The organism is Polaribacter litoreus (assembly GCF_054584775.1).
The window spans coordinates 52,921-73,531 of sequence record NZ_JBTLRD010000019.1 but is presented as its reverse complement, the minus strand read 5'-3'; the positions used below and the strand labels follow the sequence as shown (position 1 = coordinate 73,531).

Annotated in this window: 19 protein-coding genes; 8 read left to right on the top strand and 11 right to left on the bottom strand. The window is 30.5% G+C overall.

The window, feature by feature from the left end; all coding sequences use genetic code 11:
• Window positions 1-171: 171 nt before the first annotated feature.
• The 6 genes from ACW9UN_RS14965 to ACW9UN_RS14940 all read right to left on the bottom strand — a co-directional run bounded on the left by ACW9UN_RS14965 (window position 172) and on the right by ACW9UN_RS14940 (window position 4,145).
• On the bottom strand, window positions 172-516 hold the full coding sequence (locus ACW9UN_RS14965) for a hypothetical protein (RefSeq protein WP_459487153.1): 345 nt from the start codon (window positions 514-516) through the stop codon (window positions 172-174).
• Between the two features lie 170 nt (window positions 517-686).
• Window positions 687-1,979, bottom strand: coding sequence for a hypothetical protein (locus ACW9UN_RS14960; RefSeq protein ID WP_459487152.1), 1,293 nt, complete (start codon window positions 1,977-1,979; stop codon window positions 687-689).
• Between the two features lie 5 nt (window positions 1,980-1,984).
• Window positions 1,985-2,500 (bottom strand): RNA polymerase sigma factor, encoded by a 516-nt coding sequence (locus ACW9UN_RS14955; protein ID WP_459487165.1) that lies wholly within the window; start codon window positions 2,498-2,500, stop codon window positions 1,985-1,987.
• Window positions 2,501-2,522: 22 nt separating this feature from the next.
• Window positions 2,523-2,930, bottom strand: a complete 408-nt coding sequence (locus tag ACW9UN_RS14950) for a hypothetical protein (RefSeq protein WP_459487151.1) — start codon at window positions 2,928-2,930, stop codon at window positions 2,523-2,525.
• A gap of 10 nt (window positions 2,931-2,940) precedes the next feature.
• Window positions 2,941-3,636, bottom strand: coding sequence for a lipocalin-like domain-containing protein (locus ACW9UN_RS14945; protein ID WP_459487150.1), 696 nt, complete (start codon window positions 3,634-3,636; stop codon window positions 2,941-2,943).
• Window positions 3,637-3,731: 95 nt separating this feature from the next.
• The gene (locus tag ACW9UN_RS14940; protein WP_459487149.1) at window positions 3,732-4,145 is read right to left on the bottom strand and encodes a hypothetical protein; all 414 of its coding nucleotides are present in this window, start codon (window positions 4,143-4,145) and stop codon (window positions 3,732-3,734) included.
• 219 nt (window positions 4,146-4,364) lie between these two features.
• Between ACW9UN_RS14940 and ACW9UN_RS14935 the strand changes: the two genes are divergently transcribed.
• The gene (locus ACW9UN_RS14935) at window positions 4,365-5,339 is read left to right on the top strand and encodes a LuxE/PaaK family acyltransferase (protein WP_459487148.1); all 975 of its coding nucleotides are present in this window, start codon (window positions 4,365-4,367) and stop codon (window positions 5,337-5,339) included.
• A gap of 662 nt (window positions 5,340-6,001) precedes the next feature.
• Here the strand turns inward: ACW9UN_RS14935 and ACW9UN_RS14930 are convergent.
• The 4 genes from ACW9UN_RS14930 to ileS all read right to left on the bottom strand — a co-directional run bounded on the left by ACW9UN_RS14930 (window position 6,002) and on the right by ileS (window position 14,615).
• Window positions 6,002-6,613: a hypothetical protein gene (locus ACW9UN_RS14930; RefSeq protein WP_459487147.1), complete on the bottom strand. Its 612-nt coding sequence runs from the start codon at window positions 6,611-6,613 to the stop codon at window positions 6,002-6,004.
• Between the two features lie 40 nt (window positions 6,614-6,653).
• Complete coding sequence (locus tag ACW9UN_RS14925; protein ID WP_459487146.1) at window positions 6,654-10,703, bottom strand: T9SS type A sorting domain-containing protein; 4,050 nt, start codon at window positions 10,701-10,703, stop codon at window positions 6,654-6,656.
• Window positions 10,704-10,825: 122 nt separating this feature from the next.
• Window positions 10,826-11,203, bottom strand: coding sequence for a TraR/DksA family transcriptional regulator (locus ACW9UN_RS14920; protein WP_459487145.1), 378 nt, complete (start codon window positions 11,201-11,203; stop codon window positions 10,826-10,828).
• 4 nt (window positions 11,204-11,207) lie between these two features.
• Window positions 11,208-14,615, bottom strand: a complete 3,408-nt coding sequence (gene ileS / locus ACW9UN_RS14915; RefSeq protein WP_459487164.1) for an isoleucine--tRNA ligase — start codon at window positions 14,613-14,615, stop codon at window positions 11,208-11,210.
• Between the two features lie 372 nt (window positions 14,616-14,987).
• On the opposite strand from ileS, the gene ACW9UN_RS14910 reads away from it, so the two are divergent.
• Complete coding sequence (locus ACW9UN_RS14910; RefSeq protein ID WP_459487144.1) at window positions 14,988-16,970, top strand: hypothetical protein; 1,983 nt, start codon at window positions 14,988-14,990, stop codon at window positions 16,968-16,970.
• A gap of 18 nt (window positions 16,971-16,988) precedes the next feature.
• Here ACW9UN_RS14910 and ACW9UN_RS14905 read toward each other — a convergent pair whose 3' ends face one another.
• The gene (locus ACW9UN_RS14905; protein WP_459487143.1) at window positions 16,989-17,753 is read right to left on the bottom strand and encodes a TerB family tellurite resistance protein; all 765 of its coding nucleotides are present in this window, start codon (window positions 17,751-17,753) and stop codon (window positions 16,989-16,991) included.
• A gap of 160 nt (window positions 17,754-17,913) precedes the next feature.
• On the opposite strand from ACW9UN_RS14905, the gene ACW9UN_RS14900 reads away from it, so the two are divergent.
• The 6 genes from ACW9UN_RS14900 (at window position 17,914) to ACW9UN_RS14875 (ending at window position 20,600) form a co-directional block, all read left to right on the top strand.
• The gene (locus ACW9UN_RS14900) at window positions 17,914-18,324 is read left to right on the top strand and encodes a BrxA/BrxB family bacilliredoxin (protein WP_459487142.1); all 411 of its coding nucleotides are present in this window, start codon (window positions 17,914-17,916) and stop codon (window positions 18,322-18,324) included.
• Window positions 18,325-18,397: 73 nt separating this feature from the next.
• Window positions 18,398-18,637, top strand: a complete 240-nt coding sequence (locus tag ACW9UN_RS14895) for a hypothetical protein (RefSeq protein ID WP_459487141.1) — start codon at window positions 18,398-18,400, stop codon at window positions 18,635-18,637.
• Between the two features lie 81 nt (window positions 18,638-18,718).
• Complete coding sequence (locus ACW9UN_RS14890) at window positions 18,719-19,216, top strand: Riean_0653 family protein (RefSeq protein WP_459487140.1); 498 nt, start codon at window positions 18,719-18,721, stop codon at window positions 19,214-19,216.
• Window positions 19,217-19,254: 38 nt separating this feature from the next.
• Window positions 19,255-19,497, top strand: a complete 243-nt coding sequence (locus ACW9UN_RS14885; RefSeq protein WP_459487139.1) for a hypothetical protein — start codon at window positions 19,255-19,257, stop codon at window positions 19,495-19,497.
• Between the two features lie 3 nt (window positions 19,498-19,500).
• Window positions 19,501-19,980 (top strand): hypothetical protein, encoded by a 480-nt coding sequence (locus ACW9UN_RS14880; RefSeq protein WP_459487137.1) that lies wholly within the window; start codon window positions 19,501-19,503, stop codon window positions 19,978-19,980.
• The gene (locus ACW9UN_RS14875) at window positions 19,953-20,600 is read left to right on the top strand and encodes an esterase/lipase family protein (RefSeq protein ID WP_459487136.1); all 648 of its coding nucleotides are present in this window, start codon (window positions 19,953-19,955) and stop codon (window positions 20,598-20,600) included. The genes ACW9UN_RS14880 and ACW9UN_RS14875 overlap by 28 nt, the downstream gene beginning before the upstream one ends.
• Window positions 20,601-20,611 lie beyond the last annotated feature (11 nt).

Sequence of the window (20,611 nt, the reverse complement as noted above, 5' to 3'; positions counted from 1 at the left end):
AAACACAATATTGTAGACAACTTTAAGCAGAAAAAGAAATTTGATTGCGAATTAATACAAAAGCGAGTTCAATATAATTGTAAGATTATTCTAACACTACTAGAATGCTATCGTTTAAAATCAATATAAAACGCACTTCAATAATAAATAAAGATTTTTAAATTGAAAATGCTATAAAGAATAATCTAACCACTCTTCTGGAAGTGGTTTTAAATCGATATGTTTCTTTTCTGATTTTATCTTTTTACTGATACCTAATTTAGTGATTTTTGGTAGCGATAAATTAATATTATTTCTTGCATTAATCATTTTTAAAACCTCTTTCATAGATTTTTTACCACACAGCACTAAACTATTCATCATTGCATTAGATTCAATAGATAAATCGTATAAATCTACATAAAATTTAGGTTGTTTGTCTAAATAAATAATGTATTGTGAATTTTTTCTTTTCGGTAACTCAGCAACTTTTTTAACACCACTAAACGTTCTATACGTTGTTTCTATGATTTCCATCTTCCACTATTTTAATTAAATTCCCAGCAATCATTTTAAACTTTAGCCTCAACTCAAAAAGCCTGTAAATGTAGTAGTTTACAGGAATTCTATCTTTTAATTTTCGGCAAAGTGACACAATTAATCGCTAAGTTGTTAAGTATGTACGTAATTTATGAGGAGATGGTTTTTTAAAATTGATAAATAATTCCTGAATACATACCAAAATTAAAAGGTGCAAAGTTATTTGCAGTATCTGTAAATGTGTTGAATTGAACTTTAAACATTGGGTTTACTTGAAAAGACCATTTTTCACTAAGAATATAGCGCATATCAAAGCCTAAATTTCCACTAAAATTAACACTATTTAAATTTGCTGCCTCTAGCTTTGTAGAAAAGTTTTGAGTGTTTAAAATCACCTCGTTTTTATTTAAAAACAAAGTACTAAAACCAGTAACAACAGCAGATTTAATTTTTTTATGGTTTAAAAAATTGTATTTAATTTCTAGTGGCACTTCTATATATCCATAATTTTGCGATAACATTCCTGTATTTGCTACAAAAGTGTTTGTTGCAAAATCACTAGCCAATGATTGGTTTTCATTAGTTTTATTTATATCAAAAGAAAAAACAGCACCATTGGTAAATTCAGTTGCAAAAGGGTTGTTACTAGACGAGTTATGTATTGTAATTTGTGTGTTAGCATAGCCCATTTCTTGCAAATGAATACCAGATTGAACAGACCAGTTATCAGTAAGTTGATAAGCTATTTGAATACCATAAGTATAACTATTTGTACCAGATGTTGAAGATGCCAAACTTGAATTTATTGGTGAAGTGTCTGTTAACGAATTGGATTGTAATACTCCAAAAACAGAAGCTACAGACCAATTTTTAAGTGGTTTTTTAGCTTTTGGTTTTTCTTCTTTAATATTAATTTCAGCACTTTTAAAGTACTTTTTTTTCTTTTCTGAATGTTCTATTTTTAGATTTGATGGTAAAAAATAGACTTGAGGTACCTTTAAACTTACGTTAGCAATAGCATAATTGGATACTACTGATGCTACCTTTCTTTTTGAATGAAACTCGTCTTCTTTTTTTAAAGCAGTAAACAAATGATTTTTTTTGTTTTGGTTTTTTACTTCAGATTCTTTTTTTGAAATAAGAATATTGTTTGTACTGTTTTTATCTAATTGCAAGGTATCTGCGCGTTCTAGAACAATGTTTTTTTTATCAGGTATCGTAGTTATTATTTCATTAGATGTATTGTTTTTATTTTGGCTTTCATCAGGCAAAAAGAGATAAAATACAGATATTACAATCAAAACCGAAGCTACAGTTGCTGTTAACCACCAAAAAGGAACAACTTTTCTTTTTTTCTTTCTAAGTTGGGTTTCAATATTGTTCCACACCTTTTTATTTGGAGTAACTTCCAAATTTTTGAGTTGTTCTTGAAACAAATTATCTATTTTTTTTTGCGCCATTACCTCTACTTATTTTTTTGTGCTGATAACTTTTCTTTTAAAATTTTACGAGCTCTAGATAAATTAGATTTTGAGGTTCCTTCAGAAATGTTTAGTAGCTTCGCAATTTCTTTATGAGAATAATCATCTAACACAAATAAATTAAAAACCAAACGATACCTATCTGGCAATTGCTGAATAAGCTCTAACAAAACAGTTATGCTATAAGTTGGGTTATTAAAATATATTTCTTCTTCCTCTTTAATAGCATCAGTAACTTCTTTTACAATTTCTAGGGGTGCTTTTTTTCTGTATTTTTGAATTGCAGTATGAATGGTAATTCGTTTTAACCACCCTTCAAAAGAACCTTTATGTTTGTATTGTTTTATCTTAGAAAAAATAGTTAAAAAACTATCTTGCAAAGTATCTTCTGCATCTTGATAATTTTTAGAGTACTTTAAAGAAACAGCAAAAAGTTTATCAGCAAAAAGTTGATAAACTTTAGATTGAGCCTCTAAATTTTGCTCACAACATTTTTCTATTAAGTCTTTAAGTTCGATGAGGCTAATTTACAGGAACTATAAGCTCTTCAAAAATAGAATTGCCATTTGTATCTGTACCTTTATACATTTTAAACAGATAATCTTCTTCTTGGGTTGCTGTTACAATTAAATTATAATTGTACTGAGTTACATTGTCTGTACAAGTTGCATCTAAATCTGTTATAGCTCTAATAGCTACAATTCTTGTGGTATCTTCATACTCATAATAAATATTATCAAAATAGGTACACCCGTTTTTTAAAGAGTATGTAAGTTTAATGGTATCTTTTTGTCCGAAGGTAAAACTTGTTGGAGCTGTATATTCATCAATCGCAACAAAGTCAAATGATAAATTAGGGCGATCATCATCATCATTTAAACAAGCATAAAGCATAGAAACACTTAGAAGTAATAAAATATATTTTTTCATCATTACATTTTTAATAGATTAATACTGGATATTCATTTTGGCAACCTACCTCTTTTGGTGGTGTTACAACAGAACAATCGGAAACAACATTCCATTTTACATTAAATGCTTTTTCTGCATCTGTGTAAATTGCTACTTTTTCTAAAAAAGCGTCAACATCTATACTTTTTTGATAAGGAAGATAGCCTTGAGGCCCACCACAAGCTTTAGATCCATAAGCCACAAAAGACCATTCGTTAGCGTCTGAACAAGTTGTATGATACACTAAATTAGTAATTTCGTCAAATAACTCCATTAAAGCCAAATGGTCTTTTTCTTGTTCAGAAAGCACCCTTTTTACAACTAGTTGTTCTTCTGTTAAGGTTAAAATTTTCCATCCATAGAAAGCAGGATAGCCTTCTTTTTTAATTTGAATTACATCTTTTTCTAAGCTAAATGTACCATCAACATTAAAAAAACTTAAAGGTGGTGTGCCACAAAAGCCAGAAGTTCTTTCAATGAAATTACCATTTTGTTGAAATGCAATTCCGTAGCTTTCACTGGGTAGGCCACTGCCTCTTATAAACGTTATTTTTTCTTCATCGTACGTGGGTGAAACCCAATTGCCAAGTAACAGGTTATCAGCATCTATTGCAACTTCATTATTACTTTCGCAAGCAAAAAATAAAGTGATAAAAAAAACCAAGTAAGTACTTTTAAATTTCATGATTCTATAATTTTTAACGTGTTGTTGGGTTGCTATAAACCTTTTTACAAAAAATCTGTTAGCATCTAACAAATACAAAAAAGATTATTTTTAGATTATTGATAATATATTTGCGTATTCCATCCTTCTAAATTTAAATACAATTCCGAAAAATTTTCTTTTAAGATTGAAATATCAAACGTAAATTCTTTTTCAAAAACAGCTAAACAAGCTTCGTTGTTTTCTAATGCAATTTTTACATTTCGTTGCACTGGATAAGACTCTAAAATTACATTTACATCTACTAAAAATGCTTGCCAAGAATCTCCACTACAACCACTACTGCTTATTTTTACAGTTAGCAGATCTTCATTTATTTTTACATCTGTAATTGAATAATTATTTGTTTTTGTTGATGTGTACAAACTATTAGCTACAATAACAGATTCGTTTTGTGAAACAACATCATCAACATTACTCTTACACGCTGTTAAACATAAAAAAGCGAGAACTAATACTTTTCTTATCATTAACTTTCTTTTTTATTGTACTTTAATATGTATTAAAATCGTTTGTAACATCATTCCATTAAACTCAATCATCAGATAGCAATATCAATATCTGTTCAACAAGAGGTTCACATAATCACCAACAAAAAAATAAAAACCATTTTATCATCGAGTTTCTATTTATAAGATACAAAAAGAGTAAAAAGGTTGCGTAGAATAGTGTTATTTTTGTTATTACTTATGCAAAACGCCATTTTTAATATAAAAAACGAACAAGACTTTACAGAACTTGCTCTTAAAGTTTTTAAACATCAGTTTAAAAATAATCGTGTGTATCGTTCTTTTTGTGATTTGTTATACAAACATCCTTCTGATGTAAACTCGGTTGAAGACATTCCGTTTTTACCTATTCAATTTTTTAAAAGTAAAAAAATACTCTCTTCTTTAGATGAAGTTGATGCAATTTTTAACAGTTCTGGTACTACAGGAAGCACTACTAGCAAACATTATGTTACAGACATTAAGCTTTATCAAAAGAGTTATTTAAAAGGATTTACTCATTTTTACGGAAATATTGAAGATTATGTAGTACTGGCTTTATTGCCTAATTACTTGCAACAAAAAGGCTCTTCTTTGGTGTTTATGGTAGATGATTTAATTAAAAAATCAAAACATCCTGAAAGTGGATTTTACTTAGATAATTTAGATGAATTGGCTAAAAAACTCATTTCTTTACATCAAAATAACCAAAACATTTTATTGATTGGTGTTTCTTTTGCTTTGTTAGATTTGGTTGAAAAACAAAAATTTACACTGAAAAATACCACAATTATGGAAACTGGCGGAATGAAAGGAAGAAGAAAAGAGTTAATTCGTAAAGAGTTGCATAAAATTCTTTCTGATGGATTTGGAGTAACAAAAATTCACTCAGAATATGGTATGACAGAATTACTAAGCCAAGCCTATTCTAAAGGTAATGGCATTTTTGAAACACCACCTTGGATGAAAATTCTTACTCGAGATACAGAAGATGCCTTAACTATTCAACAAATAGGTAAAACTGGCGGAATTAATGTTATTGATTTGGCCAATTACAACTCTTGTAGTTTTATTGCCACACAAGATTTAGGGAAAGTGTATAAAAATAACACTTTCGAAATTATTGGTCGTTTTGATAATTCTGATATTAGAGGTTGCAATTTGATGGTATTTTGAGTTAAATTAAAATCGTACAAGAATTTAAAAATTTGCTGTAAAGGCTAATATGATAGGTATTTTCATTGGTTAATTATTGGTACTGATTTTAACAAAGTGTTAAATACATTTGTAAAAGAAATGTAATTACTTGGCATCATCTTATAACGTAACTACAAATTTTAGTCTTTTAACGTACAGAATAGTACAATCAACGAATTTTCTGATTAAGAAGGGTAATCTAAAGTATCTTTGAAGTGTATTTAAACAATTATAAGTTGGGGGATTTATAAATTGTAAATTGTAAGAGCTGATAAATCAGCTCTTACTTGTTTTTATAAGCTAGCCAAAGTCTAGTTAACATTTGTTTTTTTATAGATCAGAAAAAACTAAGCTCAATAAAACCTATACTTGTTATAATAGAATTCTCTTAGCACCTATTTTTTTTGATATAACTTCATGTGAGTTTGATATAACTTTTTGGTTTCCAATAGTTTTTTCTAAAAAATAATGGCTTATCATTTCGAGCATTAGTGAAAAAATATCTAGTTTGTTTAAAAGCACTTTGCAAAACAAATAGTGTGTTTAAGAATTCTTCTATTTAGATTAGGATTTTTACATTTTAATCAGAATGAAATCTTGCCTAAAAATAAAAACCATAACTTATTGATAATCATAATAACTTATTTTTTGGTTAAAAAAAGATTCCCTTTTATGGTAGTAATTTTTAACTGATTTTGGGTGTTTTTTGGTGTTTTTTGATATTCATTGTCTTGTAAAACACCATTAATTTCAATTTTTCCGCTTTTTGTACTTAAAAAGAAATTCGTGTTTTTTGTTGATGCATACACATTGCCAGAATAAAATTTTAAAGTTGTATTGGCGTTGATAGTATTTAATTTTACAATTCCATTTTCTATATAAATTGCTGATTTATTTGCAATACTTTTTGATGTAATATCTATATTTTCACCAAAAATATATACCATTTTATTTTTAGGGATTTTTACAACAGCATTTGCTCTTTGTAGTCTTTTGGTAATGAATTTTCTAAAAATAACCTCTCTGGTTTCTGTGCCTTTAAAATCAAACTTTATGCTTGCAGTTTTATTTGTATCCTTTATTTCAATCAATTGTTCGTCATAACTTTCGGCATATAAAAAAACCTCAACAAAACTAGAGTTTGAGTTTTCGATAGTTAAATGATCTAAACCCGCTGTGTAAATAGTAACTTCTTTTGATACAGTTTCAAAAGCTTTACTAATTTTCTTTTGCGAAAATAAAGTGATTGACATCAACAAAAAAAGGAATACAAAGCGTAATTTCATCGATAATTTATTCTAGAAGTATTTTTTTTGTAATTGTTCCTTTTTCGGTTTGTAAGCGAACCATATAGAGTGTTTTTGGCCAATTTTTAGTTGTAATAAAATCTGTGTTTTCTAAATCAACTTTTACTATTTTTTTACCTAAAATAGAATACAATTCAACTGAATTTTTGCCCTTGGGTAAATTATAGAACTGTATTTTATCATCACTTAAAAATACGTTTACCGTTGACAAAAAGATGTCATTATCTACGTGTAATGTTTCTGATGTAGTATGTATAAAAAAGCGTCCTGAACCATTTATAGGTGTTGCGCTTGTAAATTTATAAACGCCATCATCAACGTCATTCAGTAAGGTGAAAACTCCAGTTTCTTTATCCTCTAAATACACATCATTACCAGCTTCAATATTTTGGGCTTCAATACAAATGGTAAGCTCTTCATTTGCATCAGCAATAATACCAAGAGGAATAATTATATCGTATTTTTTAGGAATAGATTGAATGGCTAAATTGATATCTTTTTCTTGATTAACCAATTTTGTATAGATTTCTAAATTAGATGAACTTCCTGTATACAAAGAACTATCGTAACCATTATCAAAACCCTCTGTAGTAGCATCGATGTAAAAAATATCGGTGTATTTTTTGGTGTTTCCTTTACTTAAAAACACTCGAATTTCTGGTCTTGATTGTTTGGTTTTAAAGAAAGTATTGTTTTGATGACTTTGCATTGCTGTATTAAAAACAATTGTGCCTCCTTCTGGTTTTGCTAGCACAAAAAAAGCTTGTCCTGGTGCAATAAATTGATTTGTAGTTACTTGATTTACTGCAACATACGAATCTCCATTCCAAAGCCAAATGGTAAGTTCACTAAGTGCATTTACATTGGCATCTAAAAAATTATGTACAGCATCTGCACCATTATTTAAAGGGATGTATGATGCAAAAACGTTACCTATTAAATTAAACGCATTGTTTGTGCCATTGGTAATAACTTCAGTGGTATTTTCTGTTAACAATGTACCTGTAAAACTTAAATTTCCAGAAGAAGTACGCAATGTTGTATATCCTTGTCCTTCATTAAAAGTGTTAGATTGGCCAGCCAACATATATTGCCAACCTCCAGAATTGTTGTTATAGGTTGCAATTCCTCTTAGATTAGGATTTACAGTTCCTGATGCAATTGCATTTGCTGCAACCCAATTATCATTATAATTTTGACCTATTACTGGCGAACTTACCAAATGCCAATCATCAGAAACAAAACGATTATAGGTAATAGTTCCTGTTGATGTGCCTTCTACAATTATACTTCCTGAATTTGACAAACTAGAGTTTATTAGCAATGCGCCTTCATTTGTTAAATCTTCTTCTACAGTTAAGCCTCCAGAATTGGTAATTGTTAATGCTGCATTATTTTCTATGGATAAATTTCCTAGAGTAACAGCTGTATTTATTTCTGGTTGATTTGAGGTTTCTGGAATTTTGACATCAATATTAGTAGCAGGAATTCCATTAGTCCAATTGCCAGCATTTGTCCAATGAGAATCTATAGTTCCTGTCCAAGTAGTTAAATTATTTGCTTTAAATTTACCTGTGTACAAACCTCTTCCATAACTACTTGCTAAAATGGTATTATCTGCAGTTCGTAAACTTAGTGAAGTAACCACCACATTTGACATTCCGTTGTAAGAATGATTCCAATTGGGCACACTATCTCTAAAATTTGTGGTATTCCAAACACCTAATTCTGTGCCTATAATCACTTCATTTGTATTTATCGGATTCATTAAAATACAACGTACGTTAATGTCAGGAAAATTACCTTCTTTATTGGCCCAAGTTGTTCCACCATCTTCTGTAAACCAAATACTATCAACACCAAAATTGTAAAAAGTAACCATAATTTCATTTTCTGATGCACCGAACTCTATGGATGAAATATTCCCTAAAAATGATGAAGAAGAAATGTTTGTAATTGTAGGATTTTCTGTATTTGCGTTTTCAACTTTTATCAATTTACCAGATCTTGTACCTAAAAATACTTTAGAAGATGTAGTTGTAAATGGCGATACTTTTATGGCAGAAATTGATGTTATTAATGGATCTGTTATGCTACTTTCTAAAGGTGATGTTGTAATGTTTGTATAACGTTTTAAATGTGAGTTTCCATTAGAATATAAAATATCTAAATTTTCATCTAAATCCATTGCATTTAAAAAGTTTAATGATTTATCCGAAGAAGAAATAGCTGTAGCTGTTCCTGTATAAGGCAGGTTGTACCTATAAATATTATTATATATTCTAGATACTATCATATAACCTCCATCTTTATCAATTAAACAATGTGTTCCATCTCCTCTTAATACTTTTGTAGCAGAATTTATGTCACTTTTAGCTTCGTTAAAAAAAAGAACCCCATTATCTTGAGTTCCACCAACAATGTATTCTGGATCTGTAGTTTGGCTAATTGTTGCGCTGTAAAACTGGGTTGTATTATAGTCTTTTGTATGTTCAATAATTGCGGTATCACTTGTAGCAGCTGCGGATAATGAAGATGCATAAAATACACCTCCATCGCAACCAATAACAGCAATATTTGCATCTGTTGGATGAAAAGCAAAACTCTGCTGATCTGCGTGAACATAAGGCACTGTTAATGCTCCTAAATTATTATTATTTGACCATTTAGAAATTTGTGTCCAATTGACACCACTATCTGTTGTTCTAAACAAATCTATACCACCTACATAAGCTATTGCATCATTACTCGGATCTACTTCTATAACAAGATTATAATACGCTTGAGTTCTAGTAAAATCAGCAGCAGGAATAGCTGTATCTGCATCATTTGGCAAAGAAAGTGCTGTTGGTGCAGTTGCAAAAGCGTCTGTAGTTTTTAAAAGTGATACAAAAGGTGCTATTTCATCTCCAAAACTATTTTCGGTATATACTTCACCCAATACATAAAGTGTATTTGTGTTTGTTTTAGAAACTGCAATTTCTGTTCTTCTTCCATTAGTAATGGTGTGTTTTAAAGAAAAATTTGTGCCATCAGTACTATTATAAACACGTCCACCACCTTTTTGATAAATATTTCTTGTGGTAGACATCCAAAGTGTGTTGTCTGTACCGATTTCAAACTTATTGGCTGCTACAGGTTTTCCATCTACATCTAAAGTAAGTTGCGTCCAATTTTCCCCTTCATCTGTAGATTTAAAAATTCCGTAGTCATTTAACCCAACAAAAGTATTAACAGGATTTGAACTGTAAAAAGAAGCACCTATGGCTGCAAAAACTTCAGAATCGTTTGTAGTTGCAGGATTTCCATCTTTATCTCTTACAATTATATCTGTCATAAAATAGGTTCCAGGAACATTAATATAACTAGATGTAGCAGTTGTTCCTCTTATTTGATACACGTTTGCCCAAGTTGTACCACCATCTGTAGATTTCCAAATTCCATTTCCTAAAGCTTGTTGTGGGCTATACAATTCTCCTGTACCTAAATACATTATTTGCGAATTGTTAGGATCTACTGCCATGCAAGTTACAGCAAGGTTATCTGATATTCCAACTTGTACCCAAGATGAGTTTTTGTCAGTAATATCATCATTAACCCAAAGACCACCACTTACACCACCTGCAAAAACACGTTTGTGAGTTACATCATTAGGATCGAACATTACCATTCGTGTTCTACCACCAACATTATTTGGACCTCTTTCTGTCCATTGATTATCTATAGCATCACCTGGAGTTCTATAACGAATTTTTTGTTTTTCTTTAAGTTCTTGTTGAACTTTATATAAGTTTTCTGGATGGGTTTTTCCTGTATAGGGATTGATTTCTAAAAGGTATAATTCTTCTAAGTATTTATTGGGTGGTAAACCTTTTGCTGTACGTTGTTTCTTAGAAAGTTTTAACGATTTTTGAAGTGGATGGTTTTTTACAACTGTTGCATGCCTTTGCTGAATGTTACTTTTTCTTTCATTTTTAATCATCATAAAACAAACCATAAAAATAAACAACAGCGCTATTATACTTCTCTTTTTCATGTTTCAAAAATAAGATAATTCTATGATTTAAAAGCATATAAAAAGGCAATCTAGAATATTATTACTCTAGATTGCCTTTTAATTAATTGCCAAACTATTGCTTAGTTAAACCTTGTAAATAGTTATTGTTTTCTTTTAGCCTCGATACTTAATGTTGCATGAGGAACTAACCGTAAGCGTTCTTTTTGAATTAATTTACCAGTTACTCTACATACGCCATACGTACCATTTTCTATACGTAACAGGGCGTTTTTAAGGTCTCTGATAAATTTTTCTTGACGAATAGCTAACTGTACATTTGCTTCTTTGCTCATTACTTCTGAGCCTTCATCAAAAGACTTGAATGATGACAAAGTATCGTCTGTACCATTGTTGGCATCATTTTTATACGATGCTTCTAATAAAGCCAAATCTTCTTTAGCTCTTGCTATTTTTTTTTCGATGATTGCTTTAAACTCTTGTAAATCTTCTTCTGTATATTTTACTTTAACGTCTGACATAATACTACACTTTTTCTATAAATATTCTACTTTTAATGGTGTCGAATTCAATTTCTGTTCCATTGGTTAATTCATCCACAAAAACCAATTCTTTGGTTAATGTTTCACTCATAATGTAGTCTTTATTATCTAATATAGACTGTTGTAGGTTATCAAAGTTTAAAACTGTTAACTTAATTCTATCTGTTACTTCTAAACCTGTATCTTTACGAGCATTCTGAATTCTGTTAACCAATTCTCTGGCAACACCTTCTTTTCGTAAATCTTCAGTAATAGTAACATCTAAAGCAACAGTTATAGCACCTTCATTAGCCACTAACCAACCTTCTATATCTTTAGATGATATCTCTACGTCTGAGAGCTCCAAAATAATATTTTTTCCATTAATGTCAACAGAAATGTTTTTATCTTTTTCTATTTTGTTAATATCTTCTTGATTAAAGTCTTTAACAGCAGCTGCTATAAAGCGCATATCTTTTCCAAATTTAGGTCCTAAAGTCTTAAAATTGGGCTTAATTTGTTTAATTAATATGTCTGAAGCATCTTCCATTAATTGAATTTCTTTAATGTTTACTTCATGCTTAATTAAATCTGACACTGCTAAAATTTCTTCTTTTTGCTGAGGATTATCAACAGGAATCATAATTTTTTGCAATGGCTGACGCACTTTTATCTTTTCTTTAGCTCTTAATGATAATACTAAAGATGATATAGTTTGTGCATTTTCCATTTTACGCTCTAAGCTTTGATCAACAAAACGTTTATCAAATTTTGGAAATTCTGATAAATGAATACTTTCTGATGTTTCTTTACCTGTTACCGAGTTTAAATCTTGGTACAACCTGTCCATAAAAAATGGCGCAATTGGCGATGCTAATTTTGCAATGGTAAGCATACACGTATACAAAGTTTGATATGCAGAAATTTTATCTGTTTGATAATCTCCTTTCCAAAAACGTCTTCTACTTAAACGTACATACCAGTTACTTAAGTATTCTTGAGTAAAATCTGATATGGCTCTTGCTGCTCTTGTAGGTTCGTACTCTTCATAGAATTTATCGACTTTATTGATTAAAGTATGTAATTCTGATAAAATCCATCTGTCTAATTCTGGTCTTTCATTTTGAGGAATATCTGCTTCATCATAAGAAAAACCATCAATATTTGTATATAAACTAAAGAAAGAATACGTGTTGTATAAAGTTCCAAAAAACTTACGTTTTACTTCTTCTATACCTTCTAAATCGAATTTTAAATTATCCCAAGGATTGGCATTAGAAATCATATACCATCTTGTAGCATCTGCTCCGTATTTAGACAACGTTGTAAACGGATCTACAGCATTACCTAGTCGTTTAGACATTTTATGGCCATTTTTATCTAAAACCAAACCATTAGAAACTACATTTTTATACGCAACAGAATCAAAAACCATAGTACCAATTGCGTGTAATGTGTAAAACCAACCACGAGTTTGATCTACACCTTCTGCAATAAAATCTGCTGGAAAAGATTCATTTCCATCAATTTTCTGCTTATTTTCAAATGGATAATGCCATTGCGCATAAGGCATAGAACCAGAATCGAACCAAACATCAATTAAATCACTTTCACGTTTCATTGGTTTTCCTGTTGATGAAACTAAAGTAATTTGATCTACAATATTCTTATGTAAATCTAATTTAGCATAGTTTTCATCGGCATTATTTCCAATTTCAAAATCAGCAAAAATATCTTCTTCTAATACTCCAGCTTCTACTGCTTTTGCCATTTCTGCTTTTAATTCTTTAACAGAACCTATACAAATTTCTTCTTTACCATCTTCTGTTCTCCAGATTGGTAATGGAATTCCCCAATAACGTGAACGCGATAAATTCCAATCGTTTGCATTTGCTAACCAGTTTCCAAAACGACCAGTACCTGTAGATTCTGGTTTCCAGTTGATGGTTTTGTTTAACGAATGCATTTTATCTTTTACATCAGTAACTTTAATAAACCAAGAATCTAATGGATAATATAAAATTGGCTTATCTGTTCTCCAACAATTTGGGTAACTGTGTTTGTATTTTTCTACTTTAAAAGCCTTGTTTTCTATTTTAAGTTTGATGGCAATTTCTACATCTACAGATTTTTCTGGAGCTTCACCATCAGCATAATATTCGTTTTTTACATATTTACCAGCAAATTCAGTTACTTCTGGTCTAAATTTACCTTGTAAGTCTACTAAGGGAACTAAATTATCGTTCTCGTCTTTTACCAACATTGGCGGAATTTCTGGAGTGGCTTGTTTGGCAACCAAAGCATCATCTGCTCCAAAAGTTGGTGCCGTATGTACAATTCCTGTTCCGTCTTCTGTTGTTACAAAATCACCAGCAATAACTCTAAATGCATCTTGAGGATTGTCGTTTGGCAATACATAATCTAGGATTTGCTCATATTTAATCCCTACTAAATCTGTTCCTTTACATTCTGTACAAATTAAATATGGAATTTTTTTATCGCCTTTATTGTAAGCACTTAATTCTTCTACAGATTCAGTAAGTACATTGTTTTTTCCTGCAAATTGTTTGCCTACTAAATTCTTAGCCAAAATAACGTGAATAGGCTCAAAAGTATATTGATTATAAGTTGCTACAACAACATAATCTATTTTTAGGCCAACTGTTAATGCTGTGTTACTTGGCAATGTCCAAGGAGTAGTTGTCCATGCAATAAAGTTTAAATGATCAAATTTTTGTAAAAATTCTGGCAATGAACTTTCAATTGCTTTAAACTGGGCAACAACTGTTGTATCTGTTACATCTTGGTAAGTACCTGGTTGATTCAGTTCGTGAGAACTTAAACCTGTACCTGCTTTTGGTGAATATGGCTGAATGGTATAGCCTTTGTAAATTAATTCTTTGTTATAAATCTGTTTTAAAAGCCACCAAACAGACTCCATATATTTTGGTTCGTAAGTAATATATGGATCATCCATATCTACCCAATACCCCATTTTTTGGGTTAAATCGTTCCAAATATCTGTATAACGCATTACCGCTTTTCTACAAGCAGCATTATAATCTTCTACAGAAATTGTTTTACCAATATCTTCTTTGGTTATCCCTAATTCTTTTTCTACACCTAATTCTATAGGTAATCCATGAGTATCCCAACCAGCTTTACGTTTTACTTGGTAACCTTTCATGGTTTTGTAACGCGGAAAAATATCTTTAATAGCTCTTGCTAAAACATGGTGTACTCCTGGAAGTCCGTTTGCAGAAGGTGGGCCTTCGAAAAACACAAATGGTTTTGCGCCTTCTCTAGAGGTTACACTCTTTTCGAAAATGTTATTTTCTTGCCAATAATTTAGAATTTCTTCTGCTACTTTTGGTAAGTCAAGTCCTTTATATTCTGGGAATTTCATCTGGATTTTTTTAATTTAAATTAATAGTCAGATGTAAACTTTATTTTTTTTGAAGAATATTTTTTTTGATTTATAATCCTCTAAAAATTAAAGTTTTCGCTTTCGTTTTATCTGTTTTCTGATAAGGATGCGAAATTAAGGAATTTCTTTAAAATGCAAGGGATTAAGTCTAAAAAAGGAAACCAGAAGTTGATTGTTTTTAAATGATGATGCATTATTTTAAAACTTAAATAAAAGCTTAAAATAAAAAACACTATCCTTGTATGTGTTTTTATTATAAACAATGTATTCTACAAAAATAAAAGCCTTTATAAATTTGTTACTTCTAAAATTAAAAGCTAAATTTATCAGACTTTTATCCCTCAAAATTATAATATCATGGAAAAATATTTTTATAAAATATTGTTTCGTTTACAAAATGTTAAACATAAATTTTCTCAAAAGGAATTTTACAATTCTCATAAAATTTTACCTTCTTTCATTCTAATTTTTATTGCGGTTCAAACGAATAGTCAACAGCATAGCAATTTTATTTTAGATAATTCAGCTCCATATCTTATAAATGCTACTACAACAGGAAGAACATTTAGTGGAGGAGACACCATATTTGTAGCATCTTCAAGAACTAAAGCTATTAAATTTCAGCAATTAGTAGGTACCTCAGAAGCACCAATTGTGGTGATAAATATTAATGGCCAAGTAAAGATTAACAATCCTGAATCATGGGGAGGTATTACTTTTGAAAACTGCCAATTTATAAAAATATCAGGTGCTGGACACCCGAACTTTAGATATGGTTTTGAACTTGGTGGTTACAATTGTGGTTTGGCATTTTCTGAATTAAGCTCAGATTGTGAAGCAGAAAACATAAAAATAGCTCATGATGGCTTTTTTGGAATTTTTGCAAAGAAAGATTTTGGTGGCAATCCGCCTGTGCCTTATCCTGTTTTTAATAACTTAATTATTCATGATTGTTTTATAGAAAACGTAAGCGAAGGCATGTATATAGGCGAAACAAGATCACCAGGAATGGAATTTAAACACCTAAAAATTTACAATAATATTATAAGAAACACAAAAAGAGAATCTATTCAAATAGCAAATGCTGTAGAAGATGTTGAAATTTATAACAACACCATGATTAATGCAGGGTTAGAAAACATAGCTTATCATACTAATAATTTACAAATAGGCGATAATAGTGTTGTTAATGCTTACAACAATATTATAATGCAAGCACCTTCTTTTGGCATTATTTCAATGGGTAAAGGAGATGCTAATTTTAGTAACAATTATATTTCGGATTCTCAAGGAATGTTTGTAGACAATAGAATGTTTACGGATACTTTAAAGCCGATTACAATTGATAGTAATTATTTTAGTAATATGACTGGACCGCAAGTTGTTAGAAATATGAACGAACTAAATCCAATAGAAATAAACAACAATACTTACAGTACTAACATTCCATTTTATAATAACGACTCTGGTAACTTGAATAATTTTAGCCTTAGTAATAATAATTTGTCAACTATTCATCAAATTACATTTAAAGATACCATTAATAATGATTATTCACTTTCTGATGACACCCCTTTAGCTTTAAAAGGATTAGGAGCAACTAGTGGGCCAGAATTTTTTGATGTTCTACCAACCGCTCAACAGATTGTTATTGATAGTACAATGGTTACTGACCAAGTAGCTGGAGGCAGTGTGGTTTCTCCACTATTTCTGTTTGATGAACAACAAACTGACGTATTTGCCAACGAACATCCTGCAAGTAATTCTTGGAAACCATTTTGGTCTTGGAATGATGAAACTGCACCTTATCATGTAGTAATTGATTTGGGAGAAGAATATCATCTAACAGAAATTTACCTACATGATATGCATGACACCTATGAATTTACGGTTGAATATGGAAGCGAAAATAACTGGACAGAATTATTTGTAGATTCTTGCTCGAGCTTTAATACTTGGAAAACACACATTACTAATGTGGATACAAGATACTTAAGATTATCAATGTATGAAAATGTATTTGGAGCTGTAAACGAAATTATAGTGTTTGGTTATTCAAATGCTATTCCAGAAACTACAAACCAACAAGAATCGACCATAAACCCCATAATTCAGAAAGATACTAAAACACGTGCTAATACATCTGAGCAACACGAGGTAAATATTTTTGACATTTACGGAAAAAAAGTAATGTCAAAAATCACTCAAGTATTTGATAAAAAATATATTAACGCATTTAAAGGAACAGCCTATAAGAAATTAAAAAAAGGTTGTTACATTGCTTTATTTAAAAATAAAGGTGATGGGAGTTTAAAAAAAATAAAATTTTATAAACGCTAAAATTGATTATTAAAATTTCTAGAAATCTCGTTCGTTTTTAATTTTTTCATAAGCATCTTGTATGCTTTGAAACTTTTCTTTAGCACCTTGTAGATGCTCATCACCTAAATCTCTTAATTTATCTGGGTGGTATTTTTTTACTAACTTTCTGTACGATTTTTTTATTTCATCATTAGATGCAAATTTGTCTACTTCTAAAATTTTATAGGCATTACCAGAAGCATCATAAAACATTGCTTTTATAGACTCGTAATCATTTTGATTGATGTATAAATAACCAGAAATTTTCTTGATTTCATCAATTTCTTTTTGTGACACAAATTCGTCTGCTTTGGCAATACCAAATAAGAAATGAATTAACTGTAAACGTGAAGCGTGAGACATATGTTCTCTAATTTGTATACAAACTTGGCGTGCAGAAATCTCTTTTTTAACAACACCTTTAAATAATTTAAAAGCATTATTGGCACGCTCTTTACCATACATACTCAAAAATTGAGAACGTACAAAGTTCAATTCACGTTGGTCTACTTTTCCATCTGCCTTAATCACAATAGAGGCTAAAACCAGTAAACTCATTTCAAAATCACCAGATTGAGTGCTAGATTGTCTTTTAGAAGTTCTTCTAGGTTGCTCTCTATCATAATCTATTTGTTCTTGCTTAAAATCATCAATTTCAAATTTGTCTACAAAGCTTCCTAAGGCAAAGCCAATAGCTGCACCTATTGGACCCCCTAACGTAAAACCTAAACCTGCTCCTAACCATTTGGTAAAACTTCCCATAAAAATTTTAATTTTGAGCTCAAAGATAAGGAATCAACAGTATTTTAAGTATTTTTTAAAATATCAATTTTATTGATATACCTATCAACAGTAGTTAATTATCAACTTGAATTCTGTGCTTTTTATGATTATCTTTGTACCTCTAAAATTATAGATAATTATGTATCCAGAAGAATTAGTAAAACCAATGCGTGATCAATTAATTGACGCTGGTTTCGAAGCACTATATACAAGTGAAGACGTAGAAAAAGCAATGGCAAAAGAAGGTACTACTTTAGTAATGGTAAATTCGGTTTGTGGTTGTGCTGCTGGTACTGCAAGACCTGGAGCAATAGCTTCTTTAGGCGCAGATAAAGTACCCACCAATTTAACCACTGTTTTTGCAGGTGTAGAAAAAGAATCTACTCAAAAAGCGAGAGAATTTATGGTTCCTTTTCCACCATCATCTCCTGCAATTGCCTTATTTAAAGATGGTAATTTAGTGCACATGTTAGAGCGCCATCATATTGAAGGCCGTTCTGCACAAATGATTGCACAAAATTTAGCAGCTGCTTACGAAGAGCATTGTTAATCCTATCCAGAGAAAGAACATTAAAAAAATCCACTGAAAAAGTGGATTTTTTTTTGTAAAATCTAATCAAATTATGGCATCACAATTTTCATCATATACTAAAGAAGAGCTTATTAAAAAACTGAAGAAACAGAAGACTTTAGCGATTGTGCAAGGTTTTTTATTAATACTTATGATTGTTTTTGCAGTATTTTATACTGTTGAAAAAGGAGTTTCTTTCCAAACGTTTCTACCCTTATTCTTTGCGCCGATGTTATTTGTAATGCTATTTGAAATGAAGAAAATTAAGGAGGAGTTGGCTTTAAGAAAATAATAATTACTGTTGTTGATTAACAATAAAGTAACATCTGTTTAAATAATGATTTGTAGTTTTATGTAAAATTAAACCTCCACTATGAAAAAAAAACGCTTACCTAAAAAAAACAGCTTTTTAATACTATTTGTAATCACGATAGTATTTTACAATTGCAATCTTTTAAATGACGATAACAACACACCTCAACTCCCAGAAGCTACTCAATCAGGTAAAGGAACCTTTGCTTTTAAAGTAAATGATGAAATTGTAAATATTACAAATACTTCTAAACAAACAGCAATTTTTCAGCAAGAACAGCTTCAGTTTGGAGCTGGAGGTGTATATATAATCTTGGGTAACCCTTTAGAAATAAACAAGAGCTATGATATAACTGGGTTTGCTAGATATAATGTTAATCCTAATGCTTTATCCTGTTATTATGATTTTGAATACTCCTATGAAGGAAATGTTTTCTTCACCAAAATAGACAGAACCAACTATATTATTTCTGGCACTTTTGAGTTTTCGACAAACAATGATGATTGTGAAGATATAAAAATTACAGAAGGTGTATTTGATATGAAATACATTCCTTAATACTTATTTAATTACTTAACTTTTTTAAAACAAAAACTATGAAAAAAATTATTCTTTCTAGCATACTTTGTATGCTTTTATGGCAATCTTATGCCCAAAACAATGCATATTACAACAGAATGCAACACGTATTTGGTAATATCGATAAAACCAAAGTGACTACTGGCTATTTAAAAGAATTTGGTGTTCGTTTTAATACTGTAGAAAATTATGATGGGGTTAATGATACTTTAAATTTTGTAGATAAAATACAATGGCAATCTTTATACAGCAGTTTGTAGACAATGCGTGTGGGCACTATTGCTCAAAATATGACAGCTGCCAATACTGTTTTTAATTTCTTAAAAAACCAGCAAGAAATCAGCAGCACAGATGTATTATTGGCATTACAACACTACAACTACCAGCAATACAAAACCAATGCCTTAAGCAATGGAGATATAACTGTAAGTAATGATCGTATTTATGATGTAGCTGGTAGAAACCCTTATGAAACTAAAACTATTTTTGGTATTTCCCCTTTAAAAAAACAGTTGCAAGGGCAAACCTTTACTTTTAAACTCCCCTCTAACCTAATTTATAGCAATACTGGATTAAGCGTACAACAAGTAGAAATTGATTTTGATGATGGTTCTGGCTACCAAAACGTAGGTTTAAATACTGAAAAAAGCATCAACTACTTTACAAGTGGCATTAAAGAACTGAGCTATAAAATTACCTTTAGCAATAATGCTGTTTGTATAGCCATTCTAAAATATGGATAGATTATATTCCAAACATTCAGGCAAGATTTGATGGAGGAGATTTACTTTTTGACAGGGAATTAAGAACAGGTGATCCTTGGAATGGTGCTAGTACTTCTGGTTTTGTAACTATAGAATTAGCAGATGGACACACTCAATTAACTAAGCCTTTAATTGTAGTGGAAGGTTTTGACCCAAATGATGACTTTAATTATTTTAGTTTGATAAATGGCACTAGGAATGGAGGTCTCCAAGTAGATATTGACCCAAACCCTACTAGTTTCCAATCTTTAAACGATGCAATTGAAGACCAGAACTACGATTTGGTATTTGTAGATTACCAAAATGGTACAGATTTTATACAACGCAATGCTTTAATGGTAGAAGACGTTATTGAATGGGTTAATGGTTTAAAGGCTAATAACCCTAATGCAGAACCTAATGTTGTAATGGGGTTGAGTATGGGCGGTTTGGTAGCACGTTATGCCTTACGCCATATGGAAATGACCAATTTGGTGCATGATACTGAATTATATATTAGTCATGATACCCCACACCAAGGAGCTAATGCGCCTTTGGGTTTTCAAGCAATGGTTCGGCATTTAAAAGGAGAAACTATAAAATTACCCATATTTTTTTAGTTTATTTACTT